25 protein-coding genes are annotated in these 25131 nt (G+C 69.2%); 11 read left to right on the forward strand and 14 right to left on the reverse strand.

What is annotated here, in order from left to right; all coding sequences use genetic code 11:
- The first annotated feature begins 81 nt into the window (after positions 1-81).
- The 3 genes from OG729_RS12385 to OG729_RS12395 all read left to right on the forward strand — a co-directional run bounded on the left by OG729_RS12385 (position 82) and on the right by OG729_RS12395 (position 3529).
- Complete coding sequence (locus OG729_RS12385) at positions 82-1020, forward strand: cellulose-binding protein (protein WP_360872153.1); 939 nt, start codon at positions 82-84, stop codon at positions 1018-1020.
- Between the two features lie 491 nt (positions 1021-1511).
- Positions 1512-2705 (forward strand): ABC transporter ATP-binding protein, encoded by a 1194-nt coding sequence (locus tag OG729_RS12390; protein WP_405806013.1) that lies wholly within the window; start codon positions 1512-1514, stop codon positions 2703-2705.
- A complete protein-coding gene (locus tag OG729_RS12395) occupies positions 2702-3529 on the forward strand; it encodes an ABC transporter permease subunit (protein WP_360872158.1) in 828 nt (275 codons plus the stop codon). Before OG729_RS12390 ends, OG729_RS12395 begins: the two co-directional genes overlap by 4 nt.
- Positions 3530-3641: 112 nt before the next feature.
- Here OG729_RS12395 and OG729_RS12400 read toward each other — a convergent pair whose 3' ends face one another.
- Positions 3642-3974 carry an ATP/GTP-binding protein gene (locus OG729_RS12400; RefSeq protein ID WP_360872161.1) on the reverse strand — a complete coding sequence of 111 codons (333 nt, stop codon included), beginning with the start codon at positions 3972-3974 and terminating at the stop codon, positions 3642-3644.
- A 212-nt stretch (positions 3975-4186) separates the two neighbouring features.
- Between OG729_RS12400 and OG729_RS12405 the strand changes: the two genes are divergently transcribed.
- On the forward strand, positions 4187-5248 hold the full coding sequence (locus tag OG729_RS12405; protein WP_405806015.1) for an LLM class flavin-dependent oxidoreductase: 1062 nt from the start codon (positions 4187-4189) through the stop codon (positions 5246-5248).
- An 84-nt stretch (positions 5249-5332) separates the two neighbouring features.
- On the opposite strand, the gene OG729_RS12410 is transcribed toward OG729_RS12405, so the two are convergent.
- Complete coding sequence (locus OG729_RS12410) at positions 5333-5725, reverse strand: SCO5389 family protein (protein ID WP_142213642.1); 393 nt, start codon at positions 5723-5725, stop codon at positions 5333-5335.
- A gap of 241 nt (positions 5726-5966) precedes the next feature.
- Between OG729_RS12410 and nucS the strand changes: the two genes are divergently transcribed.
- The gene (gene nucS, locus OG729_RS12415) at positions 5967-6629 is read left to right on the forward strand and encodes an endonuclease NucS (protein WP_356226140.1); all 663 of its coding nucleotides are present in this window, start codon (positions 5967-5969) and stop codon (positions 6627-6629) included.
- Between the two features lie 70 nt (positions 6630-6699).
- Here nucS and OG729_RS12420 read toward each other — a convergent pair whose 3' ends face one another.
- The 4 genes from OG729_RS12420 to OG729_RS12435 form a co-directional block, all read right to left on the reverse strand.
- Positions 6700-9126, reverse strand: coding sequence for an ATP-binding protein (locus tag OG729_RS12420; protein WP_405806016.1), 2427 nt, complete (start codon positions 9124-9126; stop codon positions 6700-6702).
- Positions 9127-9381: 255 nt separating this feature from the next.
- Entirely contained in the window at positions 9382-9705 is a 324-nt protein-coding gene (locus tag OG729_RS12425; protein WP_041984301.1) for an STAS domain-containing protein, read from the reverse strand.
- Between the two features lie 208 nt (positions 9706-9913).
- Complete coding sequence (locus OG729_RS12430) at positions 9914-10762, reverse strand: 3-hydroxyacyl-CoA dehydrogenase family protein (RefSeq protein ID WP_405806018.1); 849 nt, start codon at positions 10760-10762, stop codon at positions 9914-9916.
- 128 nt (positions 10763-10890) lie between these two features.
- Entirely contained in the window at positions 10891-11529 is a 639-nt protein-coding gene (locus OG729_RS12435) for a TetR/AcrR family transcriptional regulator (protein WP_405806019.1), read from the reverse strand.
- 79 nt (positions 11530-11608) lie between these two features.
- On the opposite strand from OG729_RS12435, the gene OG729_RS12440 reads away from it, so the two are divergent.
- Genes OG729_RS12440 through OG729_RS12450 form a run of 3 tightly spaced genes read left to right on the forward strand, consistent with a single transcriptional unit; the run spans position 11609 to position 13741 of the window.
- Positions 11609-12391 carry an ABC transporter ATP-binding protein gene (locus OG729_RS12440; RefSeq protein WP_405806021.1) on the forward strand — a complete coding sequence of 261 codons (783 nt, stop codon included), beginning with the start codon at positions 11609-11611 and terminating at the stop codon, positions 12389-12391.
- An 8-nt stretch (positions 12392-12399) separates the two neighbouring features.
- Complete coding sequence (locus tag OG729_RS12445; protein WP_405806022.1) at positions 12400-13155, forward strand: ABC transporter permease; 756 nt, start codon at positions 12400-12402, stop codon at positions 13153-13155.
- A gap of 13 nt (positions 13156-13168) precedes the next feature.
- Positions 13169-13741 (forward strand): cob(I)yrinic acid a,c-diamide adenosyltransferase, encoded by a 573-nt coding sequence (locus OG729_RS12450; RefSeq protein WP_405806024.1) that lies wholly within the window; start codon positions 13169-13171, stop codon positions 13739-13741.
- Between the two features lie 97 nt (positions 13742-13838).
- On the opposite strand, the gene OG729_RS12455 is transcribed toward OG729_RS12450, so the two are convergent.
- Positions 13839-14429, reverse strand: coding sequence for a hypothetical protein (locus OG729_RS12455; RefSeq protein WP_405806025.1), 591 nt, complete (start codon positions 14427-14429; stop codon positions 13839-13841).
- Positions 14430-14571: 142 nt separating this feature from the next.
- Here OG729_RS12455 and OG729_RS12460 point away from each other — a divergent pair, with 142 nt between their 5' ends.
- The 3 genes from OG729_RS12460 (at position 14572) to OG729_RS12470 (ending at position 18445) form a co-directional block, all read left to right on the forward strand.
- Positions 14572-15777, forward strand: coding sequence for a sensor histidine kinase (locus OG729_RS12460; RefSeq protein WP_405806027.1), 1206 nt, complete (start codon positions 14572-14574; stop codon positions 15775-15777).
- On the forward strand, positions 15774-16424 hold the full coding sequence (locus OG729_RS12465) for a response regulator transcription factor (protein WP_360872191.1): 651 nt from the start codon (positions 15774-15776) through the stop codon (positions 16422-16424). Before OG729_RS12460 ends, OG729_RS12465 begins: the two co-directional genes overlap by 4 nt.
- A gap of 158 nt (positions 16425-16582) precedes the next feature.
- Positions 16583-18445: a glycosyl hydrolase family 18 protein gene (locus OG729_RS12470; protein ID WP_405806028.1), complete on the forward strand. Its 1863-nt coding sequence runs from the start codon at positions 16583-16585 to the stop codon at positions 18443-18445.
- Between the two features lie 65 nt (positions 18446-18510).
- Here OG729_RS12470 and OG729_RS12475 read toward each other — a convergent pair whose 3' ends face one another.
- The 7 genes from OG729_RS12475 to OG729_RS12505 all read right to left on the reverse strand — a co-directional run bounded on the left by OG729_RS12475 (position 18511) and on the right by OG729_RS12505 (position 25117).
- Positions 18511-18960, reverse strand: a complete 450-nt coding sequence (locus OG729_RS12475; RefSeq protein ID WP_360872197.1) for a DUF2550 domain-containing protein — start codon at positions 18958-18960, stop codon at positions 18511-18513.
- Between the two features lie 139 nt (positions 18961-19099).
- Positions 19100-19471, reverse strand: coding sequence for a F0F1 ATP synthase subunit epsilon (locus OG729_RS12480; protein ID WP_360872200.1), 372 nt, complete (start codon positions 19469-19471; stop codon positions 19100-19102).
- 185 nt (positions 19472-19656) lie between these two features.
- On the reverse strand, positions 19657-21099 hold the full coding sequence (atpD, locus tag OG729_RS12485) for a F0F1 ATP synthase subunit beta (protein WP_360872203.1): 1443 nt from the start codon (positions 21097-21099) through the stop codon (positions 19657-19659).
- The gene (locus OG729_RS12490; protein WP_360872206.1) at positions 21099-22016 is read right to left on the reverse strand and encodes a F0F1 ATP synthase subunit gamma; all 918 of its coding nucleotides are present in this window, start codon (positions 22014-22016) and stop codon (positions 21099-21101) included. Before OG729_RS12490 ends, atpD begins: the two co-directional genes overlap by 1 nt.
- Before the next feature lie 20 nt (positions 22017-22036).
- Positions 22037-23629 carry a F0F1 ATP synthase subunit alpha gene (gene atpA, locus OG729_RS12495; RefSeq protein WP_360872209.1) on the reverse strand — a complete coding sequence of 531 codons (1593 nt, stop codon included), beginning with the start codon at positions 23627-23629 and terminating at the stop codon, positions 22037-22039.
- Between the two features lie 130 nt (positions 23630-23759).
- A complete protein-coding gene (locus OG729_RS12500; RefSeq protein ID WP_405806030.1) occupies positions 23760-24575 on the reverse strand; it encodes a F0F1 ATP synthase subunit delta in 816 nt (271 codons plus the stop codon).
- Entirely contained in the window at positions 24572-25117 is a 546-nt protein-coding gene (locus OG729_RS12505; protein ID WP_360872214.1) for a F0F1 ATP synthase subunit B, read from the reverse strand. Before OG729_RS12505 ends, OG729_RS12500 begins: the two co-directional genes overlap by 4 nt.
- Between the last annotated feature and the right edge of the window lie 14 nt (positions 25118-25131).

Genomic DNA, 25131 nt, shown 5'->3' on the forward strand with positions numbered 1-25131 from the left:
CGGGCATCCGCTCGATGACACACCGCTTCGACCCCTAGGATTCCCCCTATCACCTCACCGGTCTCATTCGACAGGAACCCCATGAGCGACACTTCCTCCCCATTCGGCTTCGAGCTCGTGCGGCGTGGTTACGACCGCGGTCAGGTGGACGACCGCATTACCAAGCTCGTCGCCGACCGTGACAGTGCTCTGGCCCGAATCACCTCTCTGGAAAAGCGCATCGAGGAGCTCCACCTCGAGACGCAGAACGCCCAGGCCCAGGTCAGCGACGCGGAGCCGTCGTACGCCGGTCTCGGTGCCCGTGTCGAGAAGATCCTCCGCCTCGCCGAGGAGGAGGCGAAGGACCTGCGCGAGGAGGCCCGTCGCGCGGCCGAGCAGCACCGTGACCTCGCCGAGTCCGCGGCCCAGCAGGTGCGCAACGACGCCGAGTCGTTCGCCGCCGAGCGCAAGGCCAAGGCCGAGGACGAGGGCGTCCGTATCGTCGAGAAGGCGAAGGGCGACGCCTCTACGCTGCGTTCCGAGGCGCAGAAGGACGCGCAGTCCAAGCGCGAGGAGGCGGACGCGCTCTTCGAGGAGACCCGCGCCAAGGCCGCCCAGGCCGCCGCGGACTTCGAGACGAACCTCGCCAAGCGCCGCGAGCAGTCCGAGCGCGACCTGGCTTCGCGTCAGGCGAAGGCCGAGAAGCGCCTGGCCGAGATCGAGCACCGCGCCGAGCAGCTGCGCCTGGAGGCCGAGAAGCTGCGTACGGACGCGGAGCGCCGGGCCCGTCAGACGGTGGAGACCGCACAGCGCCAGGCCGAGGACATCGTGGCCGACGCGAACGCCAAGGCCGACCGGATCCGCAGCGAATCGGAGCGCGAGCTGGCGGCGCTCACCAACCGCCGCGACTCGATCAACGCGCAGCTGACCAACGTCCGCGAGATGTTGGCCACGCTGACCGGTGCGGCCGTGGCCGCGGCCGGCACCCCCGCCGACGACGAGCCGATCTCCCGCGGCGTCCCGGCCCAGCAGTCCCGCTAGTTCCTGAGCGGTACGTCTGAGAGTGCCCGGCGCCTTGCGGCGCCGGGCATTCGTGCGTCCGCGCCCGACGAAGAAGGTGCGCGCCCGGTGCCGAAGGGCACGCGGCCCATCCGCGTTGCTGGGCGATCCTGAGATCTTGATGCCGGAGATCTTGATGCGGGAGATCTTGATGTTCGGCGAGCCGGTCAATGGCCTGGACCGGAGAGAATTCACCGGATCCGCATTCCGGTGAAGACTTTGCATCAGAAGGACGCACGATGTTCATCTTCTCGCGTCTGATGTGCGAAATGACCCTCACCGCCGACCACTTGATCGCGATCAGGGGGGCGGCTTCTGGCCGACAATGGCCGGGCGACGACTCCCTCCCACCGAGACCGGAGTGTTACGGCTTGGCCGGAACCGTCAAGGCCCGGATATCCTCCTAACTCTTACGGGGGCGTACGGCAGGATGGCGTGGGCCCCGACGACCCAACAGTCGATGGGGCTGGAGCATGATCGAGGCAGTCGGCCTGACTAAGCGCTACGGCGCGAAGACGGCCGTGTACAACCTTTCCTTCCAGGTGCGGCCCGGGGCCGTCACCGGCTTCCTCGGCCCCAACGGCGCAGGCAAGTCGACGACGATGCGCATGATCCTCGGGCTCGACCAGCCGACCGAGGGCCATGTCACGGTCGGCGGCCGCCCCTTCCGGCAGCTGCCGAACGCGCCCCGCCAGGTCGGCGCCCTCCTCGACGCCAAGGCCGTGCACGGTGGCCGCAGCGCCCGCAATCACCTGCTCTCGCTGGCGCAGCTCTCCGGCATCCCGGCCCGCCGGGTCGACGAGGTGCTGGGCGTCGTCGGCCTCCAGGAGGTCGCCAGGAAGCGTTCCAAGGGCTTCTCGCTCGGCATGGGCCAGCGGCTCGGCATCGCGGCCGCGCTGCTCGGCGACCCACAGGTGCTGCTCTTCGACGAGCCGGTCAACGGCCTGGACCCGGAGGGCATCCTCTGGGTCCGCAATCTGATGAAGCGGCTGGCGGCCGAGGGCCGTACGGTCTTCGTCTCCTCGCACCTGATGAGCGAAATGGCGCTCACCGCCGACCACTTGATCGTGATCGGGCGCGGCCAGCTGCTCTCGGACATGAGCGTCAAGGACTTCATCTCGCACAACTCCGCGGACTTCGCCCGGGTACGTACGCCGGGGACCGAGCCGCACCAGCGCGAGAAGCTGTCCGCCGCGCTCACCGAGGCCGGTGGGCAGGTCATGCCGGAGCCGGACGGCGCGCTGCGCGTCACCGGGCTGCCGCTGCCGCAGATCAGCGATCTCGCACATGCCGCGGACGTCCGGCTGTGGGAGCTCTCGCCGCACCAGGCCTCACTGGAGGAGGCGTACATGCGGATGACGCAGGGCGCCGTGGACTACCGCTCGACGGCCGACCAGAAGTCGGGTCTGATGCAGCAGCCGCCGATGGGGTACGCCCCGCCGCAGCCGCAGATCCCCGAGGTGCCGCAGCAGGGCTGGTACGCCCCGCCGCCGCCCCAGCCGGGTCAGGGCCCGAACCCGTACGCCGGTTCTCCGGGAGCTCCGGCCGGTCCGTACGCGGGCGCGCCGGCGGCTCCGGCCGGTCCGTACGGCGCTCCCGCCGCTCCGCCCGCCATGCCCCCGGCCGCCGCCCCCGCCGACCTGACCAAGCCCGAGGACGCCCGATGACCACCCCCTACCAGCAGCAGGGCGCGCCCGGCGCCGCGTACTCCTCGCCGATCCCCGTGCGCAGCGCGCACCTCGGCGACGCCCTCGCCTCGGAGTGGACCAAGATCCGTTCCGTACGCTCCACGATGTGGACGCTCGGCGTCATGATCGTGCTCATGGTCGGTATCGGCATCCTCTCCGCGGTGGCCGTCGCCTCGTCGGACACCAATCTGGAGGGTCAGCCGATCCTCTCCCTCGGCTTCTTCGGCGTACTGCTCGGCATCATCTGCGTGATCACGCTGGGCGTGCTGACGATCGCGTCCGAGTACGGCACGGGGATGATCAGGACGACGCTGACGGCCTGCCCGAGCCGGATCCGGGTGCTCATCGCCAAGTCGATCGTCTTCTTCCTGCTCGTCTTCACGATCACCACGCTGATCGCCGCGCTCGTGGGCGCGCTGCAGCTCTCGATCATCGATCAGGGCTCCGCCACCGGCAAGGAGTGGTTCCGCGCGACGGTCGGCGTCGGCCTCTATGTCGCGGTCCTCGGTCTGCTCTCGCTCGCCGTCGGCACGCTGATCCGCCACTCGGCGGGCGCCATCACCATCATGATCGGCGTGGTGCTGCTGCCGCTCGTGCTGGCCATGTTCATGTTCTCGGAATCGCTGGCGGATCTGCGCCAGGCCCTCTTCGAGTACTCGATCCCCAACCAGCTCGGCGTCTTCTACGACAACTCCGTCACCGACTCCGGGCCGGCCGGCTGGGACCCGCTGTGGATCATGCTCGGCGTGACGGCAGCCGCGATGGCCGGCGCCTTCGCCGCACTCAACGCGCGCGACGTGTGAGCACGCGGGCAGTCGCACGAACGCATGAGCACCGACACATGAGCACGCACGAATGACCACGGACACATGAGCACAGGCACATGAGCACGGACGCGCAAGAGCCGTAAGGGCTTCAGTACTTCGGCGCGTTACGGGACCGCTGCACCCGCGTGGTGCGGCGGTCCTTCGCGTTCCAGCACGCCTTGTGCCAGTGCCGCCGCTCCTCGACGCCGCCGCCGTGTCCCGGCCAGGCGACCACATGCGGCACCCCGGACGGGATCTCCTGGTCGCAGCCGGGGCAGCGGTACCGCTTGCCCGCCGCACTTGCCCCTGCGACATGGCGGACCGACCACTCCTCCCCCTGCCAGGACTCGGTCCGGCCGAAGCCGCCATACCTGTCGCCCGGCTCGGCGGCTTGCTCGGTCGGCTTCTCGCCGCCTCGGGGGCGGTTGCGGCGCGGGGACACGTGACACCTCACGGGGCAAGTCAGGACAGTTCCCATCCAGCCTACGGGCCGGAGTCAGGGGTACACGTACCGCACGGCGTGAGACCGCGTCACCCACAAGGGGCGGTTACCGGAAAATCGCAACAACTTCACGAATGGCCGTGCCTTTGGCACGTGTCAGACGTTGTTGCCAGTAGGGGAGTGACGCGTCGGCCGCAAGGAGGCAGAAGGCGATGCGCGTGGGAACTTTCGTACTGGCGGCCCAATTCCCGGGCCAGGGACAGGGGGAGGCACTGCACCGGGCGGTGCGGTCCGCCGAGGTCGCGGAGGAGTCCGGGCTCGATTCGGTCTGGCTCGCCGAGCACCACTTCGTGCCGTACGGCGTGTGCCCGTCGGCCGTGACACTCGCCGCGCTGCTGCTCGGCCGCACCCGGCGGATCCGGGTCGGCACCGCAGTGAGCGTCCTGCCGAACGCCCATCCTGTGGCCCTCGGCGAGCAGGCGGCCCTGCTGCATCTCACAAGCGGAGGAAGGTTCTCCGTCGGGGTGGGGCGGGGCGGGCCCTGGGTCGATCTGGAGGTCTTCGGCACCGGTCTGGCTGCGTACGAGACGGGCTTTCCGGAGTCCCTGGACCTGCTGCTGCGCTGGCTGCGTGAACCCCGCGTCGCAGCCCGGGGGGAACGGTTCACATTCCGTGAAGTCCCGGTCGTGCCAAGGCCGGACGAGCTGATCAGCGGCCCCGGGCAGGGTCCCGAGCTGATCGGCAGCCCCGACCAGGGGCCCGAGGTGATCGTCGCCTGCACGTCCAAGGAGAGCGTGCGGCTCGCGGCCGGGCGCGGGCTGCCGATGCTGCTCGGGATGCACTGCGGCGACGAGGAAAAGGCGGAGATGGTCGCCCTGTGGCGGACGTACGCGCGCGCCGCGGGACGTACGCACGACGAGATCGAGCACGCCGGACATGTGTCGGCCGGAGTGGTCCAGATCGCGGACCGCAGGGTCGATGCCACGGAGACTCTCCTGAAAGCGATGCCGGGCTGGCTCAAGCAGGGGCTGGAAGCGCATGTCACGGTCGACGGCCGGCAGCGCGCGATGCGGGACCCCGTGGCATACACCGAACTGCTCTGCGCGGTGCATCCGGTGGGCCCGCCCCGGCTCGCCGCCGACCGGATCGCGGCCACCGCGGAACGCACCGGCATCACACGCTTCGCCCTGCTCGCCGAGGGCTCGGGCGACCTCGCCGCCACCGAGGAGAATGTGCGGCGCCTCGGCGCAGAGGTGCTGCCGCTGCTGAGCTGAGTCCGGGTTTCGCGGCCGTACGGGAGGTGCTGCCGCTCCGACATCAGTAGCACCTCCCGCGATGCGGAGCGACAGCGAAAGATGTCAGCAGTCGCGCAGTTCGGGCGACTGATTGAGCAACTGGGCCCGCACGGAAGTGAAGCGGGCGAGCCGCTCGTCGACCGAGGAGTCCAGCGGGAACACCGCGACGCGGTGGCAGTTCTGGAATGCCAGACGCACCCCGAAGTGCCGCTGGAGCGCCCCGCGTATCGCGTCACTTGCGAGCGCGCGCAGCAGCTGACCACGTGCCTGCTCGTCCGGCGGAGGCGTCTGGTTGTCGGCGAAGTCGCCGCCGTCCACCTTCAGCTGAGCCACCAGAGAACTGATCATCTCCCATGCGAAGGGCAGGGAGGTCCGGACGCAGTCGACGAAGGCAGCTTCGTCGACCTCGCCTCGCTCGGCCTGTTCTAACAGCGCCGGTGAGACGTCGAGCGACATGGGTTCTCCTCTCGCGGCCCCGAGTTGCGGGGCCTTACGGGCAGGGAGGGAGGATGAGGGACAACGGCGACATACGAACGACATACGACGACGCAGCGTGCACGACCGACAACCTCCCGCTTCCACGGTAAGTGCGCCGTCCGGAGCGCACCAGGAGATTGGGAGCACAACCGGCCAATAATGAACAGGGCTTCCGGGGCGAATCGCGCGCGGCGGCGTGCGTCGAGTAGCGTTGCGGACCATGCGTCTTGTCATCGCCCGCTGCTCCGTCGACTACGCGGGCCGGCTCACCGCCCACCTGCCCTCCGCTCCCCGTCTGATCCTGGTCAAGGCAGACGGCAGCGTCTCCATCCACGCGGACGACAGGGCGTACAAACCACTGAACTGGATGTCCCCGCCCTGCACCCTCAAAGAGGGTGATGACAGCGTCTGGACGGTCATCAACAAAGCGGGCGAGAAACTGATCATCACAATGGAGGAAATCCTCCATGACTCCTCGCACGAACTGGGTGTGGACCCCGGTCTGATCAAGGACGGCGTGGAAGCGCACCTCCAGGAACTGCTCGCCGACCGGATCGAGACACTGGGCGCGGGCTACAGCCTCATCCGCCGCGAATACCCCACGGCCATCGGCCCGGTGGACATTCTGTGCCGGGACTCGGACGGCGCGACGGTGGCGGTGGAGATCAAGCGGCGCGGCGAGATCGACGGCGTCGAGCAGCTCACCCGCTATCTGGAGCTGCTGAACCGGGACCCGCATCTGGCTCCGGTGAAGGGCGTGTTCGCGGCGCAGGAGATCAAGCCGCAGGCGAGGGTGCTCGCGACGGACCGCGGGATCGGGTGCGTGGTGCTGGACTACGACGCTCTGCGGGGCATCGAGGACGACAAGCTGCGGCTCTTCTGAGCGCTGTTACGACATGAGTCCGGCCCCGGGCGGGGATGCTGCCCGGGGCCGTACTGCGTGCTGGGCGCCGTCAGATGACGGGTGAGCCGCCCGCGGAGGGGTCGTTGGACGCGGGGGCACTGCTGGTGATGGGAGCGCTTGCCGAGGTCGACCCTCCGGGCGAGCCCGGAGACTCCGATGCCGTGGGACTGGTCGACGGCGTCGTGGACGGCGTGCTGGACGGGGTGCTGGACGGCGTCGGCCTGCCGCTCGACGTCGAAGGCGTCGGCTTCGGTGGCTTCGGCGTGGGCTTGCCCGAAGTCGTCGGCATTCCCTCCGGCGTCTCACGCGACGACGGCTTCCCGCCCGGCGTCGACGAGCTGCCCGTGGACGAGCTCGCCCCCGGCGTCACCTCACCCGGGTTCTTCGGTTCGTCGCCAGGACTCGGGGTCGAACCGTCGGTCGGCACATCCGCGTCCAGACCGTTCTCGGTGTCGTCCTCGTTCGCGGACTGACCGTTCCTGACCTTGTTGCCCGGCGGGTCCTGGTGGTCCGAGGTCGCCCCGAGCGTGACCACCGTGCCCAGCACCGCGGCGAGCAGCGCACCGGCGCCCGCGGCGACCAGGTTGCGGCGGGCTCCGCCGAGGACGGAGAAGCGGCGGGGCTTCGCACCGCCCGCCGACGCCCGCGACACCACCGTCGCGGGTTCCTCCGTGGACTTCGACTGCCCCACGGCTCCCATGCCCGGTCCCGTCCGCAGGCCGGGCGGCAGCACGGCCGCCGGTACCCCGCCGGGCGGCGAGGCCGACTCCTCGTGGCGCGCGGCCGGCACCTCCTCGCCCGCGGGGGTGCGGCCGGCGGGAACGAGGCCGCCCTCGCGGTCCGTTACGAGCGCCAGTGCCCGGCGTCCCGCGACGGTGCCGCGCTTGTCGGCGAGCGCGCCGCGCATGCCGATCGAGGTCTCCAGCTCGGCACGGGCCCGGTCCAGGTTGCCGGTGCAGAGCGCGAAGACGCCCAGTTCATGGTGGAAGTACGCCTCTTCGGCGACCTCGCCGGCGATCCGGGCCGCTTCGGAGCCGACCCGCAGGGCCCTCTCCCAGGCGCCCCAGTGCAGTCCGGCGGCGAAGGCGGGCCCGGCGCTGCGGGCCAGCAGCACGGCCGCGCTGGGGTGTCCCGCCTCCTGACCCGGCACCATCGCGGTGAGTGCGGCAAGTACGGCGTCCGCCTCGGCGACCGCACGCTCGGGGGTGACGGAGGGGTGCCCGGACCACCAGGCGTAGTGCTGGGCGGCGGTGTGGGCGCGGTCGACCGCGTCCTCGGCGTAACCCTTCTCGGTCAGCTGGGCGAGCACGCCGGCCGCGAGCCGGTAGCGGCTGCCGACCGGTGAGAGCAGCCCGCACGCCATCAGTTCGCCGAGCGAGGCGTCCGCGTGCGTGTCCCCGACGAGCGCCGGCAGATGGGCCTGGTGCGGGACCTCGCCGCCGAGCGCGACGGCGAAGTGCAGGGTGTCGCGGGCTGCCTCGCTCAGCCGGGAGGCGAGCAACGAAGCCGGTGCGGCGCCCTCCCCCAGCGTCGGCAGCGGTACCTCGACCTCCGCGATCCCGTCGAAGGGCGTGTACTCGTCGAGCTCGTCCGGGTCGGAGCGCAGGCTGTCGGCCTGTCGCAGCAGCGCGCCCGCCTGGATGAAGCGCAGCGGCAGTCCCTCGGACTCGAACCAGAGGTCGCCCGCCCAGTTCGCCTCGTCCTCGGTGAGCGGCCGCTCCACGGCGCGCTGCAGCAGGTCCAGCGAGGCGCTGCGGCCAAGGCCGGCGAGGAAGACCTCTTCGAGGTGCGAGTCGGCGGCGGGTGCGGGCACATCGGGGGTGGCGGCAACCAGGAAGGCGCACTCGGGCGCGGCGTCCAGCAGCTCGCCGAGGGCGGCGCCGCCGAACTCCAGGTCGTCGAGGACGACGATCGCGCCGATCTCCCGGACGTACTGGAGCAGCGCGTCGCGGTCGGGCCGGTGCTTGGGAGCGCTGTGGACGACGGCGAAGAGTTCGTACAGCAGCTCGGTGGGGGTGCGGTGATAGCCGCTGAGGCGTACGACGCCGTCGGGCGCGAGATCCGCGCAGTCCTCGGCGACGATGTCGAGCAGGGCGCTGCGCCCGGAGCCCGCGGGTCCGGTGAGCCGTACGGAACGCCCGCGGCCCAGCAGTCGTACCAGCCGCTCACGTTCCTCGTCGCGCTCGAGCAGTGGGAGCCGCGGCGCGGGCGGACCCGGCGGCACGGGCGGCTGCGCGGCGCGCAGCAGCTCGGCACGCTCTGAGGCGCTGCGCCGGGCCGGCCGCGGCGGCTGCTCTCCCGGCGGGCAGGGCTCTATCTCGCTGCCGTCCACGGGATTGACCGTGAGCAGGAAGTCACCCGATACGAGCCGGACGGTACGGGCCGGCGCCGGCTTGGGCTGCCCGAAGTCGGCAGTGCCGGTGTCGCGCTGGGGGCGCGCCTGTCCCGCGCCCTCGCCGAAATTGTCGTTGTCCATGGTCAAGCCCCCCAGATGCGATTGGCTCAGCTTGTCCCCGCCGAGGTATGTGATTCCTGGTGGCGGAGCCGCGTGCGGATGTCCCTCCCGGCTTTCTGCACGCCCCGCTGTAGCTTCGGTCCGGTGCCCACCGCATGGGTCCGTCGATTCGGCAGGCGTCCGAACCCTAGACCTTTGCCCAGTATCTCGTCACGAGTGGGGTGCCACCCCGCCCGTGACATCACATTCTCGTGAGGATTGCGAGCGTCGTGCGGTTCACACCCGAGGGAGCGATTCGGCCGCGATGCCGCCTTCGATGGCAAGAATGCGGTGCAGCCGGGTCGCCACGAGGAGTCTCTGCATCTGTGGCGGCACGCCGCGCAGCACCAGCCGGCGACCGCACCGGCCGGCCCGCCGGTGTGCGCCCATGATGACCCCGAGCCCGGTGGCGTCCCAGGAGTCGAGATCGGTCAGGTCGAGCACCAGGTCGCCGACTCCGTCGTCGACGGCCGAGTGCAGGACCGTACGGGCGTCCGCCGCGCTGCGGACGTCGAGGCGGCCCCCGACGACCAGCTCGGCGTGGTCGCCCCTGATGTGCATATGCGCTCCCCGTGAGTGCGTCAGTGCCCTGTGTCTGTCTCTTCTGACTCTTCTTGTTGCTTCTTGCTGCTCTGGTTTGCTCTCGATGCCTTGCAACATCTCAATGCCTTGCAACAACTGACTGCCACATGGGCAGGGCGGTTGCTGCTTGTAAGCGAACCGATACCGAATTCACCCTGCCGGGTGATACCAAACCGGTCGATGAGGGTCAGTACGTGTAGAAGCCCTGCCCGCTCTTACGGCCGATGTCACCGGCATCCACCATCCGGCGCATCAGCTCCGGCGGGGCGAACTTCTCGTCCTGGGACTCGGTGTAGATGTTGCTGGTGGCGTGCAGCAGGATGTCCACGCCGGTCAGGTCGGCGGTGGCGAGCGGCCCCATGGCGTGACCGAAGCCCAGCTTGCAGGCGATGTCGATGTCCTCGGCGGACGCAACGCCCGATTCGTACAGCTTCGCCGCCTCGACGACCAGAGCCGAGATGAGGCGGGTGGTGACAAAGCCGGCGACGTCGCGGTTGACGACGATGCAGGTCTTGCCGACGGACTCGGCGAACTCCCGCGTGGTGGCAAGGGTTTCGTCGCTGGTCTTGTAGCCGCGCACCAGCTCGCACAGCTGCATCATCGGGACGGGCGAGAAGAAGTGCGCGCCGACGACGCGCTCCGGACGCTCCGTCACCGCCGCGATCTTGGTGATCGGGATGGCGGAGGTGTTGGAGGCGAGGATCGTGTCGTCCCGTACGAGCTTGTCGAGCGTACGGAAGATCTCGTGCTTGACCTCGAGCTTCTCGAACACCGCCTCGACGACGATGTCCGCGTCCGCGACGGCGTCCAGGTCGGTCGTGGTGGTGATGCGCGCCAACGCCGCCTCGGCGTCGGCCGCTTCGAGCCTGCCCTTGGAGACGAACTTGTCGTACGAGGCCTTGATGCCGTCCTTGCCACGGGCCAGGGCCGCGTCGGTGACGTCGCGCAGCACGACGTCCCAGCCCGCCTGGGCCGAGACCTGCGCGATACCGGACCCCATGAGTCCGGCCCCGATGACGGCGAGCTTCCTGGCCACTGCGGCACCCCTTAACACCCGTTTACATTTCTGCTCTCCGGCGGAGGTTAGCGCTCGTGAGGTGCCGTGTGGCGGTGAAGAGATGCGCGTCACGTCTCGGATGACGGACATCACACCGGCACGGCTCATCACGCGTCACGGACGGCGAACTTGAGCACCTTCTCCCCCAGCACTTCCTCCATGTCGTCGAGGAGGACGAGAGCCTCGCGGGAAACCTCGTTGGGCGGGCGGCCCTTGACCATCTCGCGGCCGATGGCACCCATGAGGGTGGCCTGCACCCAGGCAAGCTGGCCGGCGACGAGGGTGGGGAGCGTGTCGTCGGGCGCCGCGCCGGTCTCCTGTCTGAGCGTGTCTTCGAGGTGCTCCAAGGCCTCCTGCTGGATGCGCCAGAGGCGGGAGCGGAGGGTGTGCGCACCGTGGATAACCCGTAGGAAACGGTCATACCCCTCCATCAACCCGACGGTGGGCGAGACGGTTTCGACCTGCTCGCGCAGTTCGCGCAGTACGGCGTCGGCGGCCGACTCTCCGATGTCGCGGCCGCGCACGAAGCGGGAGAGCCGCTCGACGATGCCCTTGCTGCGGTCGAGGAAGAGGTCCTCCTTCGCCGGGAAGTAGTTGTACACGGTGTTGACCGAGACATCGGCCGCGTCCGCGATCTCGGCGATGGTCACCGCATCGAAGCCGCGCTCCAGGAACAGGCCGGTGGCCATGTCCGAGATGTGCTGCCTGGTCTGCCGCTTCTTCCGCTCCCTGAGTCCCTCAGCCATGACCCCATCGTAACTTCGTTGGACTCGATGAAAACTTGGTGTCATTGCAAAATTTAAGTGACTCTGTTTTTCTGAGGTCATGGCAATCATCAGTACGGCCGGACTCGCCCGGACCTTCCAGACCAGGAACGGGCCCGTCGAAGCCGTTCGCTGCATCGACCTGACCGTCCAGCCGGGCGAGATCCTCGGCTTCCTCGGCCCGAACGGGGCCGGCAAGACCACCACCCTGCGGATGCTCACCACCCTGCTGCCGCCCACCGGCGGCGCGGCCACCGTCGCGGGCTTCGACCTGGCGCGCGATCCCGGCGGCGTTCGGCGCAGGACCGGCTATGTCGCCCAGTCCGGCGGCGTCGACCCGCAGGTGACCGTGCGGGAGGAACTGGTCACCCAGGGGCGGCTGTACCGGCTGCCGAAGTCCGAAGCCGTCGCCCGCGCACAGGAGTTGGCGAAGGACCTGGGCCTGGCCGACCTCCTCGAGCGCAGGACCGGGGCACTGTCCGGCGGGCAGCGGCGGCGGCTCGACATCGCGCTGGGCCTGACCCACCGGCCCGCAGTCCTCTTCCTCGACGAGCCGACCACCGGGCTCGACCCGGGCAGCCGGGCAGATCTGTGGGATCTCGTACGCCGTATCCGCGAGGAGCACGGCACCACCGTCTTCCTCACCACGCACTACCTCGACGAGGCGGACGCGCTGGCCGACCGGCTGGTGATCGTCGACAAGGGCGTGGTCGTCGCGGAAGGAACCCCGCACGCGCTCAAGGCGCGGTACGCCGGGTCCTCCGGGGCCACGCTGCAGGACGCCTTCCTCGCCATCACCGGACGCGGGCCCGCGCCGGTGGACGCCACCCCCGTAGCCGTCTAGGAATCGTGATGCGTGAATTTCTCTCCGACACCGGTCTGATCTTCGAGCGGTACGCCCGCCAGACCCTGCGGTCCAAGTTCCAGATCCTCTTCGGCGTGCTGATGCCGCTGCTCTATCTGCTCTTCTTCGGACCGCTGCTCACCGATCTGCCGCTCTCCGCGCAGGCCGACTCCTGGCAGGTTCTCGTCCCCGGGCTGCTGCTCCAACTCGGCCTGTTCGGCGCGGCGTTCGCCGGTTTTTCGGTCATCATCGAGAAGAACCACGGCGTGGTCGAGCGCATGCGGGTGACCCCGGTCAGCCGGCTCGCGCTGCTGCTCGGCCGGGTGCTGCGCGACGCCGCGCTCTTCGTCTTCCAGGCGGTACTGCTGGTGCTGGCCGCGCTGGCCATGGGTCTGCGCGCGCCCCTGGCCGGCGTCCTGATCGGCTTCGCGTTCGTCGCCCTGCTGACCCTCTCGCTCGCCTCGCTGTCGTACGCGCTGGCGCTGAAGGTCCGTACGCCGCAGGAGTTCGGCCCGGCCATCAACGCCCTCGCCATGCCCTCGATGCTGCTGTCCGGGCTGATGCTGCCGATGACCCTGGCGCCGGGCTGGCTGAACGTGGTCTCGCACTTCATGCCGTTCCGCTATCTGGTGGACGCGGTGCGGGACGCGTACATCGGCGAGTACGCCACGGCCACCATGCTGTACGGCGTGCTGGTCGCCCTGGGATTCGCGGCGCTCGCCGTGACGGTCGGCACACGTGTCTTCCGCCGGGCCGGAGCGTAACTACGCTGGTCACATGGTCAATCTGACGCGCATCTACACCCGTACCGGCGATCAGGGCACGACGGCGCTCGGCGACATGAGCAGGACGGTCAAGACCGATCTGCGGATCGCCGCGTATGCCGACGCCAACGAGGCCAATGCCGCCCTGGGCACGGCCATCGCACTGGGACAGCTCCCCGAGGAGGTCGTCAAGGTCCTCGTCCGCGTCCAGAACGACCTGTTCGACGTGGGCGCCGACCTGTCGACGCCGGTGGTGGAGGACCCGAAGTATCCGCCGCTGCGGGTCGAGCAGTTCTACATCGACAGGCTGGAGGCGGACTGCGACCGCTTCAACGAGCAGCTGGAGAAGCTGCGCAGCTTCATCCTGCCCGGCGGTACGCCGGGGGCGGCGCTGCTGCACCAGGCGTGCACGGTCGTACGGCGCGCGGAGCGCTCGACCTGGGCGGCGCTCGAGGTGCACGGCGACATGATGAACGCCCTCACGGCGACGTATCTGAACCGGCTCTCCGACCTGCTGTTCATTCTGGCGAGGACGGCGAACAAGGAGGTCGGGGACGTGCTCTGGGTCCCGGGCGGGGAGCGGTAGGCAGTACCGGGGGCCCGCCCCCTACGCCCGCAGGGCGTAAGGGGCGGTCTGGGGGCTTGCCCCCAGTTGCGGGAAGGGAGAGGCCCGCCGCACGCCCCTACCGCTCGACCCGGACCGGTTCGCGCTCCGTCTCCTCGCCCCGCTCCGGCCCCTTCTTCGGCCCCTTCTTCGGCCAGATCGTGTACGTGAGCGCGATCAGACCGTGAATCCCCACCGCCCGCAGCGCCGCGAACTGCCAGGAGCTGAGCGAACCGGTCCGGCTCGCGTCGCCGACGTACCAGATCGCGAGCTGGAGCAGGGCGAGAGCGACCCCGGCGGCGAGCACCGTGCGCAGCCACAGTTTGCCCTCGTGCTTGGCGCGGGCCGTCCCGTACCGCGGCGGTTTCAGCGGCGGCGGGCCGCCCGCGAAGCGGTGCGCCACGTGCCCGTCGATCCACTTGATCGTGTAGTGACCGAAGGCGACGGTGTAACCGATGTAGAGCGCCGCCAGCCCGTGCTTCCAGTCCGGCTCGGCGCCGTTCTTGAGGTCGATCGCCGTCACCACCAGCAGCACGACCTCCAGCAGCGGTTCCAGCAGCAGCACGCCCGCCCCGAGCCGCGGCATCCGCGCCACATAGCGCAGTGCCAGTCCGCCGGCCAGCAGCACCCAGAAGCCGACCTCGCAGATCACGATCAGCGTGACGATCACGGCACTCTCCTTTCGTTCTGCTCAAGCCTCCCGTCCGTATCGCCGCCGATCGTCGTCGCCAGTGACGAAGTGGCACTGCATCCTTCGATGTAGCCGGCCTTCACCCCGGACGTGGAGGCCCGCGCGCCGTCCGCCGTGTTTGATGGGTCCCGTGACCGCTCCCGCCCGCCCGCACCGCGACGACGTGCTCATCGCCGTGGTTGGACTCCTCGGCGGCCTGGTGCTGTGGGCGCTGGGCCTGGACACCCGCGGTGGCCACGGCGTCGACCCGCATGCGCTCCTGCTGCTGCCGCTGGTTGCCATGAGCGGCGCCGAGCTGCTGCGCCGGACGATGCCGAACACCGCGCTGGCCATCGGGTGTACGGCGATGCTCGCCGACCAGTTCACCGACGGGAACGTCGCCACCATCGCGATGTTCACGGATCTGGTCTACGCGGCCGTGCTGTACGGCACGCCCGCCGCCGCACGCCGTATCCCCGCCGTGTCCATGGTGGCCACGGCCGCCGTGACGGTCACCGCGCTCGTCGTCTTCCAGGACGCGCAGGCCGTGCTGCTCGGCCTGGTCTTCGCCTTGGTCACCGTGGCCCCTGCCTGGACCGGCGTGAGCGTACGCACCCATCGCGACGCCGCCGAGGCGGCCCAGCTGCGCGCCGAGCAGACGGCCCTGCTGGCCGAGATCGACCGTACTCAGGCGGTGACCGCCGAGCGCGCCCGGATGGCGCGCGAGCTGCACGACATGGTCGCCAACCACCTCTCGGCGATCGCGATCCACTCCACCGCCGCGCTCTCCATCGACAAACCGGGAACGAGCCGCGACGCGCTGGCCGTCATCCGCGAGAACAGCGTCGAGGGCCTGGCCGAGATGCGCCGACTGATCGGTCTGCTGCGGGACCGGGGCGCCGGCGCGGAGCCCGCAGCCGTGCCGAGGCTGACCGGCGTCGATGCACTGCTCGATCAGGCGCGGACGAACGGCGCACCCAGCGGCCTGGAGTTCACGCTCACCGACACCCGCAAGGACGGCCTGCCGCTGCCCGCTCCGGTCGAGCTGGCTGCGTACCGCATCATCCAGGAGTCGCTGACCAATGCCCTCAAGCACGCTTCGCCCGGCGAGATCACGGTCGGCCTGGGCCAGGACGAGCAGACCCTGACGGTGTGGGTCACCAGCCCGTACGGCGAGCGGCCGGGGCCGAGGGCGCCCGGCTCGGGGGCCGGTCTGGTCGGCATGCGCGAGCGGGTGGCGCTGCTGGACGGTCAGTTCGAGTCGGGCCCTGTGACCAACGGGGACGGGGCAACGATCTGGCGGGTACGGGCTCAGCTGCCCGTCGATGAAGGGAATGCGAAGGCATGACGATCCGGGTACTGGTCGCGGAGGACCAGAGCGCCGTACGGGCCGGTCTGGTCCTCATCCTGGGCAGCGCGCCGGACATCGAGGTCGTCGGCGAGGCGGCGGACGGTGAGGAAGCGGTGCGGCGCGCCCGCGAACTGCGCCCCGATCTCGTGCTGATGGATATTCAGATGCCGCGCCTGGACGGGGTTTCGGCCACTCGGCAGGTCGTCGACGCACAGCTCGCCGATGTGCTCGTCCTGACCACGTTCGATCTGGACGAGTATGTCTTCGGGGCGCTGCGGGCCGGGGCCGCGGGCTTCTTGCTGAAGAACACCGATGCCGCGGATCTGCTGGAGGCGGTGCGCACGGTGGCGCGCGGCGAGGGTCTGATCGCGCCGGCCGTCACCCGCCGGCTGATCGCTGAGTTCGCGGCGCCCACTCCCGTACGGCCCCGGGACGCGTCCGAACTCGCGATCCTCGATGCACTCACCCGCCGGGAACGCGAGGTGCTGTCGTGTCTCGGCGAGGGGATGTCGAACGCCGAGATCGCGGGTCGGCTGGCGATGGCCGAGGCGACGGTGAAGACCCATGTGAGCCGTCTCCTCGGCAAGCTGAAGCTCCGCAGCCGCGTGCAAGCGGCCGTGCTGGCCCAGGAGTTGGGCATCTGACCGCAGCACTCACCCACCACCCACACCTTTGGTCTGGACCTATTGACGATTGGTCCAGACCTTCCTACGCTCACCGCACAACACACTGCGGTGAGCCACGCAGGGTGCGCAGTGCACGGACCAACCGCCGATCGTCCGGACCTCCTCGAGGAGCACCCGTGAACACGCAACCTCCACTGCACAGAACCAGATCCAGATTCGGACTCAGATCCAGAGCCGCCGCGGGACTGACCGCGCTGCTCCTCCCGCTGGCCGCCATGGTCGGCCTCGCCTCCCCCGCCGAGGCCGCCGCATCGGCGACTGCCACCTACACCAAGGTCTCCGACTGGGGCACCGGCTTCGAGGGCAAGTGGACGGTGAAGAACACCGGCACCACCTCCCTGAGCTCCTGGACCGTCGAGTGGGACTTCCCCTCCGGCACCGCCGTCACCAGCGCCTGGGACGCCGACGTCACCGGCGCAGGCACCCACTGGACCGCCAAGAACAAGAGCTGGAACGGCACCCTGGCACCCGGTGCGTCCGTCTCCTTCGGCTTCAACGGCACCGGCTCCGGCTCCCCCTCCGGCTGCAAGCTCAACGGCGCCTCCTGCGACGGCGGAAGCGTCCCCGGCGACAACCCGCCGTCCGCACCCGGCACCCCGACCGCGAGCAGCATCACCAACACATCGGTGACGCTGAGCTGGACCGCGGCCAGTGACGACAAGGGCATCAAGAACTACGACGTACTGCGCGACGGCGCCAAGATCGCCACGGTCACCGGTCTCACGTACACCAACACCGGACTGAGCGCGGGCACCGACTACTCGTACACCGTCCAGGCCCGCGACACCGCCGACCAGAGCGGACCGGTCAGCGGCGCCCGCGCGGTCCGCACCACCGGCACCACCGACCCGGGCCCCGGCCCCGGCTCCTCGGTCAAGCTGGGCTACTTCACCGAGTGGGGCGTCTACGGACGCAACTACCACGTGAAGAACCTGGTGACCTCGGGCTCCGCCGCCAAGATCACCCACATCAACTACGCCTTCGGCAATGTCACCGGCGGCCGCTGCGCCATCGGCGACTCCTACGCCGACTACGACAAGGCGTACACCGCCGACCAGTCCGTCGACGGCGTCGCCGACACCTGGGACCAGCCGCTGCGCGGCAACTTCAACCAGCTGCGCAAGCTCAAGGCCAAGTACCCGAACATCAAGGTGCTCTGGTCCTTCGGCGGCTGGACCTGGTCCGGCGGCTTCGGCCAGGCGGCTGCGAACCCGGCCGCTTTCGCGCAGTCCTGCTACGACCTGGTGGAGGACCCGCGCTGGGCCGATGTCTTCGACGGCATCGACCTGGACTGGGAGTACCCGAACGCCTGCGGTCTGTCCTGCGACACCAGCGGCTCCGCCGCCTTCAAGAACCTGGTGCAGGCGATGCGCGCCAAGTTCGGTACGAACAACCTGGTCACCGCAGCCGTCACGGCGGACGCCTCGTCCGGCGGCAAGATCGACGCCGCCGACTACGGGGGCGCCGCGCAGTACCTCAACTGGTACAACGTGATGACGTACGACTTCTTCGGCGCCTGGGCCGCACAAGGCCCGACCGCCCCGCACTCCCCGCTCACCTCGTACTCCGGCATCCCGCAGGCGGGCTTCAACTCCGCCGAGGCGATCGCCAAGTACAAGGCCAAGGGTGTGCCGTCGGCCAAGCTGCTGCTGGGCATCGGCTTCTACGGGCGCGGCTGGACCGGAGTCACCCAGGCCACCCCGGGCGGCACCGCGACCGGGCCCGCCGCCGGCACATACGAACAGGGCATCGAGGACTACAAGGTCCTCAAGAACAGCTGCCCGTCCACCGGCACCATCGCCGGCACCGCGTACGCCAAGTGCGGCAGCAACTGGTGGAGTTACGACACCCCGGCCACCGTCACCTCGAAGATGAGCTGGGCGAAGGGCCAGGGCCTGGGAGGCGCGTTCTTCTGGGAATTCAGCGGTGACACGACGAACGGAGAGCTGGTCAGCGCGATCAACAGCGGTCTGGGCTGACCGGGCACACACCGAAGCCCGGGAGACTCGCTCTCCCGGGCTTTGTCATGTCCTACGCGGCCTAATTAAGCCACATTGACCCTTTGGCCCGGAGGCGCCGCCTCCAGCCAGGCGAGGAAACCGGTCAGCGCGTCCTCGCTCATCGCCAGCTCCAGACGCGTCCCGCGGTGGACACAGCCGAGCACGGTCGCGTCGGAGAGCAGCGCCAGCTCCTCCTCGCCCTGAGGCGTACGCCGTGAGACGACCTCGATGGCCGAGCGCTCAAGAACACGACGGGGGCGGGGGGCGTACGAGAAGACCCGGAACCACATGATCCGGTCACCGCTGTAGCGGGCGACGCCGTACACCCAGCCCTTGCCGGAGTAGTCGGTCTTCTCCGGGACGTTCCAGCGCAGACTGCAGTCGAAGGTCCCGCCCGAGCGCTGGATCAGCCGTCGGCGCAGCCCGAAGACGAACAGCCCGACCCCCACCAGTGTGACGACGACCAGGCCGCTCACAAGCAGAGCGAGGAACATGTCCACCGACCTCCTCGCATCGTTCTCGTCCGAGTCTGCTCACGCAATCCCACGTGCATCTGCATTGCCGCAGCCGCGGCACGGTCTGGAGAACTCCAGCCCGGGCCGCGGCTGAGGGCTACGACTGTCGGCGGGGTGCTCAGCGCACCGCCACCGCACGCAGCCGGACATCGGCACGCCGCTCGGCGGCGGCGTCCTCCTCCGACTTGGCGCGCTCCAGCGCACGCTCGGCGCGCTGGGGGTCGATCTCGTCCACCAGCTCGGCGATCTCCGCCAGCAGCGACAGCTTGTTGTCGGCGAACGAGATGAAACCGCCGTGCACTGCTGCGACGACCGTTCCCTCACTCGTACGGATTGTCACCGGGCCCGACTCCAGCACACCGAGTAGCGGCTGGTGACCGGGCATGACGCCGATGTCGCCGGACGTGGTGCGCGCGACGACCAGGGTGGCCTCGCCGGACCAGACCTGCCGGTCCGCGGCGACCAGCTCGACATGCAGCTCAGCAGCCAAGGGTGGCTCCTCGGGTCACCACCCGGCGGTACTGCCGGGTGTTGGGTCATAAGTCTAGTAGGGCTCCGGACGTCGAAACGCCGGGGCCCGCCCCGCCTGACGGCAGGGGGTCCGGGGATGGCCCCCGGGAAGGGCGTACGAAGGGGGGCGGGACGGACCCGCCCCCCTTCTACGAGTCAGCAGACTCAGGAGACGCCGAGCTCCTTGGCGTTGGCCTTGAGGTCCTCAATGCCACCGCACATGAAGAACGCCTGCTCGGGGAAGTGGTCGTAGTCACCGTCGCAGATCGCGTTGAACGCGGCGATCGACTCCTCGAGCGGCACGTCCGAACCGTCCACGCCGGTGAACTGCTTGGCGACGTGGGTGTTCTGCGACAGGAAGCGCTCGACACGACGGGCACGGTGGACAACCAGCTTGTCCTCCTCGCCCAGCTCGTCGATACCGAGGATCGCGATGATGTCCTGGAGGTCCTTGTACTTCTGCAGGATTCCCTTGACACGCGTGGCGGCGTCGTAGTGGTCCTGCGCGATGTAGCGCGGGTCCAGGATGCGGGACGTCGAGTCCAGCGGGTCGACCGCCGGGTAGATGCCCTTCTCCGAGATCGGACGGGACAGAACCGTCGTCGCGTCCAGGTGGGCGAAGGTGGTCGCCGGCGCCGGGTCGGTCAGGTCGTCCGCGGGGACGTAGATCGCCTGCATCGAGGTGATCGAGTGACCACGCGTCGAGGTGATGCGCTCCTGCAGCAGACCCATCTCGTCGGCCAGGTTCGGCTGGTAACCCACCGCGGACGGCATACGGCCGAGCAGGGTGGACACCTCGGAGCCGGCCTGGGTGTACCGGAAGATGTTGTCGATGAAGAAGAGCACGTCCTGCTTCTGCACATCGCGGAAGTACTCCGCCATGGTCAGACCGGCAAGCGCGACACGCAGACGGGTGCCCGGGGGCTCGTCCATCTGACCGAAGACAAGCGCCGTCTTGTCGATGACGCCTGAGTCGCTCATCTCCTCGATGAGGTCGTTGCCCTCACGGGTACGCTCACCGACGCCCGCGAACACCGACACACCGTCGTGGTTGTTGGCGACGCGGTAGATCATTTCCTGGATCAGAACGGTCTTGCCGACACCGGCGCCACCGAACAGACCGATCTTTCCACCCTTGACGTACGGGGTGAGAAGGTCGATGACCTTGATGCCAGTCTCGAACATCTCGGTCTTGGACTCGAGCTGGTCGAAGCTGGGCGCCTTGCGGTGGATCGGCCAGCGCTCGGTCGTCTCGCTGTTCGCCTCGGGGACGTTCAGCACCTCACCGAGGGTGTTGAACACCTTGCCCTTGGTGAAGTCGCCGACCGGAACGGTGATGCCCGAGCCGGTGTTGGTCACCGTGGCCTGGCGGACCAGACCGTCGGTGGGCTGCATCGAGATCGCGCGGACAATGCCCTCACCCAGGTGCTGGGCGACTTCGAGGGTCAGAGTCTTGAGCTTGCCGTCCTCGGCCGGGTCGGCTACCTGGACGGTCAGTGCGTTGTAGATCTCCGGCATCGCGTCGACGGGGAACTCCACGTCGACGACCGGGCCGATGACCCGGGCGACGCGGCCCGTGGCGGCGGCCGTCTCAACAGTGGTCGTCATTACTTGTCACTCCCCGCGGTCGCGTCGGCCAGGGCGCTCGCGCCACCGACGATCTCGCTGATTTCCTGGGTGATTTCGGCCTGGCGGGCCGCGTTGGCAAGCCGGGAGAGGCTCTTGATGAGCTCACCGGCGTTGTCGGTTGCCGACTTCATCGCGCGGCGGGTGGCAGCGTGCTTGGAAGCAGCGGCCTGGAGCAGCGCGTTGTAGATACGGCTCTCGACGTAGCGCGGCAGCAGGGCGTCGAGGACGTCCTCCGCCGACGGCTCGAAGTCGAACAGCGGAAGGATCTCGCCCTTCGTCCCCGACTCCTCGACCGTCTTCTCGAGGCTGAGGGGCAGCAGCCGGTTCTGCACCGGCGTCTGCGTCAGCATCGAGATGAACTCGGTGAAGACGATGTGGAGCTCGTCCACGCCGCCCTCGGCCGTGTCCTGCTGGACGGCCTCGATCAGCGGGCCTGCCACCTTCTTGGCGTCCGCGTACGTCGGGGCGTCGGTGAACCCGGTCCACGAGTCCGTGACCTTGCGCTCACGGAAGCCGTAGTACGACACACCCTTGCGGCCGACGATGTACGTGACGACCTCCTTGCCCTCCGTACGGAGCCGCTCGGTGAGCTGCTCCGCCGCCTTGATGGCGTTGGCGGAGTAGCCGCCGGCCAGACCGCGGTCGCTCGTGATGAGCAGGACCGCGGCGCGGACCGGCGCCTCCACCTCGGTGGTGAGGGGGTGCTTCGTGTTCGACCCGGTCGCCACCGCAGTCACCGCGCGGGTGAGCTCGGTCGCGTACGGAGTGGAGGCGGCCACCTGGCGCTGCGCCTTGACGATGCGCGAGGCGGCGATCATCTCCATCGCCTTGGTGATCTTCTTGGTCGCGGTGACGGATTTGATGCGACGCTTGTAGACCCGGAGCTGGGCTCCCATGAGTCAGGTCCCTTCCGTCGTCACTTGGCCGTGCTGACCGGCGCGTCGTCGCCCAGAAGCTTGCCGTCCGAGGTCTCGAACTGACGCTTGAAGGCGGCGATGGCGTCGCCAATGGCCTGGAGCGTGTCGTCGGACATCTTGGCGCCCTCGGCGATGCTGGTCAGCAGCTCCTTGCGCTCACGGCGCAGGTGCTCGAGCAGCTCGGACTCGAAGCGGCGGATGTCCTGGACCGGGACGTCGTCCATCTTGCCGGTGGTGCCGGCCCAGATGGAGACGACCTGCTCCTCGATGGGCATGGGCTGGTACTGAGCCTGCTTGAGCAGCTCGACCATGCGCTTGCCGCGCTCCATCTGCGCCTTGGAGGCCGCGTCCAGGTCGGACCCGAAGGCGGCGAACGCCTCCAGCTCGCGGTACTGGGCGAGGTCCACGCGCAGACGGCCGGAGACCTGCCGCATGGCCTTGTGCTGAGCGGAGCCACCGACTCGGGAGACCGAGATACCGACGTTCAGGGCCGGACGCTGGCCGGCGTTGAACAGGTCGGACTCCAGGAAGCACTGGCCGTCGGTGATGGAGATGACGTTGGTCGGGATGAACGCCGACACGTCGTTCGCCTTGGTCTCGACGATCGGCAGACCCGTCATCGAACCGGCGCCCATGTCGTCGGAGAGCTTGGCGCAGCGCTCCAGCAGACGCGAGTGCAGGTAGAAGACGTCGCCCGGGTAGGCCTCACGGCCCGGCGGGCGGCGCAGCAGCAGCGACACGGCGCGGTAGGCGTCGGCCTGCTTCGACAGGTCGTCGAAGATGATCAGGACGTGCTTGCCCTGGTACATCCAGTGCTGGCCGATGGCCGAGCCGGTGTACGGCGCCAGGTACTTGAAGCCGGCCGGGTCGGACGCGGGGGCGGCGACGATCGTCGTGTACTCGAGCGCGCCCGCCTCCTCCAGCGCACCGCGCACGGACGCGATGGTGGAGCCCTTCTGGCCGATGGCGACGTAGATGCAGCGAACCTGCTTCTTCGGGTCGCCCGAGCGCCAGTTGTCGCGCTGGTTGATGATCGTGTCGACGGCCAGAGCGGTCTTGCCGGTCTGACGGTCACCAATGATCAGCTGACGCTGGCCGCGGCCGATCGGCACCATGGCGTCGACAGCCTTGTAGCCGGTCTGCATCGGCTCGTGCACCGACTTACGGACCATGACGCCCGGTGCCTGCAGCTCGAGGGCGCGCCGGCCGTCGGTCTCGATCTCGCCGAGGCCGTCGATCGGGTTGCCGAGCGGGTCGACAACGCGGCCGAGGTAGCCCTCACCGACGCCGACGGAGAGAACCTCACCGGTGCGCTGCACCGGCTGGCCCTCCTCTACACCGCTGAACTCGCCGAGGACGATCGCACCGATCTCGCGCTCCTCGAGGTTGAGGGCGAGACCGAGGGTGCCGTCCTCGAACCTCAGCAGCTCGCTCGCCATGGCCGAGGGAAGGCCCTCGACCTTCGCGATGCCGTCGCCGGCAAGGCTGACCGTACCGACCTCCTCGCGCGAGGCCGCGTCCGGCTTGTACGCCTGGACAAAGTTCTCCAGCGCGTCCCGGATCTCCTCCGGCCGGATCGTGAGCTCCGCCATCTGGGTTCCCTGCTCTCCTTGTTGGGCCCGAAGTTTCTTAAGGGGGTCTGGGGGCCGACCCCCAGGAATCTTCTGCAATTTCTGCACGGCCCAACCGGGCCGCTCGTCCTGCTTGTTCAGTTACTGGCTGTCAGCCGGCGATACGGCGAGACGCCTCGGCGAGACGTTCCGCGATCGTGCCGCTGATGACCTCGTCGCCGACACGCACCGAGATCCCGCCGAGGACCTCGGGGTCCACGTCGAGGTTCAGGTGCATCTGGCGGCCGTACAGCTTCGCCAGCACGGCGCCGAGGCGCTGCTTCTGCTGGTCGGTGAGCGGTACCGCCGAGGTGACGACCGCTACCATCCGGTCCCGACGCGCCGCGGCGAGCTTGGACAGGGACTCGAGTCCCGCCTCCAGGCTACGTCCCCGGGGCGCCGTAACAAGACGGACTACCAGTCGCTCGGTGACCGGATTGGCCCTGCCGCCGAGCAGTGTGCTCACCAGCTCGGCCTTGGCGGACTTCGTCGCCGACCTGTCGGTCAGCGCGGCCCGCAGCTCGACGTTGGACTCGACGATCCGGCCGAACCGGAACAGCTCGTCCTCGGCATCGTCGAGCGCGCCCGCCTGCTGCGCCGCGGTGAGGTCGGCGGTGGCCGCCAGCTCCTCGATCGCGTCGACCAGGTCACGGGACTGCGACCAGCGGGAGCGGACCATGCCGGAGACCAGGTCGACGGTCGGGCCGCCCACCTGACCGCTGAGCAGCCGCGCCAACAGCTCGGCCTTGGCCTCGCCGGACTGCGCCGGGTCGGTCAGGACCCGACGCAGCGACACCTCGCGGTCGAGCAGCGCGGTGACGGCGGCCAGCTCCTCAGCAAGCTTCGCCGCGTCGACCGAGGTGTTGTCGGTCAGCGCGTCAAGAGCCTCGCGTGCGGCAGCCAGTGCCTCGCGGCTCGCTCCGTTCATCGGGCGGCCTCGGCCTTCTCCTCGAGCTCGTCGAGGAAGCGGTCGACGGTGCGGCTCTGCCGGGCCTGGTCCTCGAGGGACTCACCGACGAGCTTGCCGGCCAGTTCGATGGCGAGCTTGCCAACGTCCTGACGCAGCGCAGTGGCCGCAGCCTTGCGGTCGGCCTCGATCTGGGCGTGGCCGGCCGCGATGATCTCCTCGCGCTGCCGCTGGCCTTCCGCCTTCATCTCCTGGATGATCGCGGCGCCCTGCTCGGTCGCCTCCTGGCGCATCCGGGCGGCCTCGTGGCGGGCCTCGGCGAGCTGAGCCTTGTACTGCTCGAGCACGCTCTCGGCTTCGATCCTCGCCGCGTCGGCCTTCTCGATGCCACCCTCGATGGCCTCTCGGCGCTCTTCCAGAACCTTGTTGATGTTCGGGAGGAGCTTCTTGGCGAGGAAGCCGAAAACGATGACGAAAGCGATCAGGCCGATGACGAGCTCGTCGAGATGCGGGATGAGCGGAGGCTGCTCCTCCGCCGCTGCCGCAATGAACAGAGCGTTCACATCAGTGCCTTCCG

Source organism: Streptomyces sp. NBC_00210, assembly GCF_045160975.1.
Taxonomy (GTDB): domain Bacteria; phylum Actinomycetota; class Actinomycetes; order Streptomycetales; family Streptomycetaceae; genus Streptomyces.

Excerpts from the sequence above, each read along its gene's own strand:
- OG729_RS12385 (WP_360872153.1), top strand. The coding sequence starts at position 82 with ATGAGCGACACTTCCTCCCCATTCGGCTTCGAGCTCGTGCGGCGTGGT.
- OG729_RS12390 (WP_405806013.1), top strand. The coding sequence starts at position 1,512 with ATGATCGAGGCAGTCGGCCTGACTAAGCGCTACGGCGCGAAGACGGCC.
- OG729_RS12395 (WP_360872158.1), top strand. The coding sequence starts at position 2,702 with ATGACCACCCCCTACCAGCAGCAGGGCGCGCCCGGCGCCGCGTACTCC.
- OG729_RS12405 (WP_405806015.1), top strand. The coding sequence starts at position 4,187 with ATGCGCGTGGGAACTTTCGTACTGGCGGCCCAATTCCCGGGCCAGGGA.
- OG729_RS12410 (WP_142213642.1), bottom strand. The coding sequence starts at position 5,725 with ATGTCGCTCGACGTCTCACCGGCGCTGTTAGAACAGGCCGAGCGAGGC.
- nucS (WP_356226140.1), top strand. The coding sequence starts at position 5,967 with ATGCGTCTTGTCATCGCCCGCTGCTCCGTCGACTACGCGGGCCGGCTC.
- OG729_RS12420 (WP_405806016.1), bottom strand. The coding sequence starts at position 9,126 with ATGGACAACGACAATTTCGGCGAGGGCGCGGGACAGGCGCGCCCCCAG.
- OG729_RS12425 (WP_041984301.1), bottom strand. The coding sequence starts at position 9,705 with ATGCACATCAGGGGCGACCACGCCGAGCTGGTCGTCGGGGGCCGCCTC.
- OG729_RS12435 (WP_405806019.1), bottom strand. The coding sequence starts at position 11,529 with ATGGCTGAGGGACTCAGGGAGCGGAAGAAGCGGCAGACCAGGCAGCAC.
- OG729_RS12440 (WP_405806021.1), top strand. The coding sequence starts at position 11,609 with ATGGCAATCATCAGTACGGCCGGACTCGCCCGGACCTTCCAGACCAGG.
- OG729_RS12445 (WP_405806022.1), top strand. The coding sequence starts at position 12,400 with ATGCGTGAATTTCTCTCCGACACCGGTCTGATCTTCGAGCGGTACGCC.
- OG729_RS12450 (WP_405806024.1), top strand. The coding sequence starts at position 13,169 with ATGGTCAATCTGACGCGCATCTACACCCGTACCGGCGATCAGGGCACG.
- OG729_RS12460 (WP_405806027.1), top strand. The coding sequence starts at position 14,572 with ATGGGTCCCGTGACCGCTCCCGCCCGCCCGCACCGCGACGACGTGCTC.
- OG729_RS12465 (WP_360872191.1), top strand. The coding sequence starts at position 15,774 with ATGACGATCCGGGTACTGGTCGCGGAGGACCAGAGCGCCGTACGGGCC.
- OG729_RS12475 (WP_360872197.1), bottom strand. The coding sequence starts at position 18,960 with ATGTTCCTCGCTCTGCTTGTGAGCGGCCTGGTCGTCGTCACACTGGTG.
- atpD (WP_360872203.1), bottom strand. The coding sequence starts at position 21,099 with ATGACGACCACTGTTGAGACGGCCGCCGCCACGGGCCGCGTCGCCCGG.
- OG729_RS12490 (WP_360872206.1), bottom strand. The coding sequence starts at position 22,016 with ATGGGAGCCCAGCTCCGGGTCTACAAGCGTCGCATCAAATCCGTCACC.
- atpA (WP_360872209.1), bottom strand. The coding sequence starts at position 23,629 with ATGGCGGAGCTCACGATCCGGCCGGAGGAGATCCGGGACGCGCTGGAG.
- OG729_RS12500 (WP_405806030.1), bottom strand. The coding sequence starts at position 24,575 with ATGAACGGAGCGAGCCGCGAGGCACTGGCTGCCGCACGCGAGGCTCTT.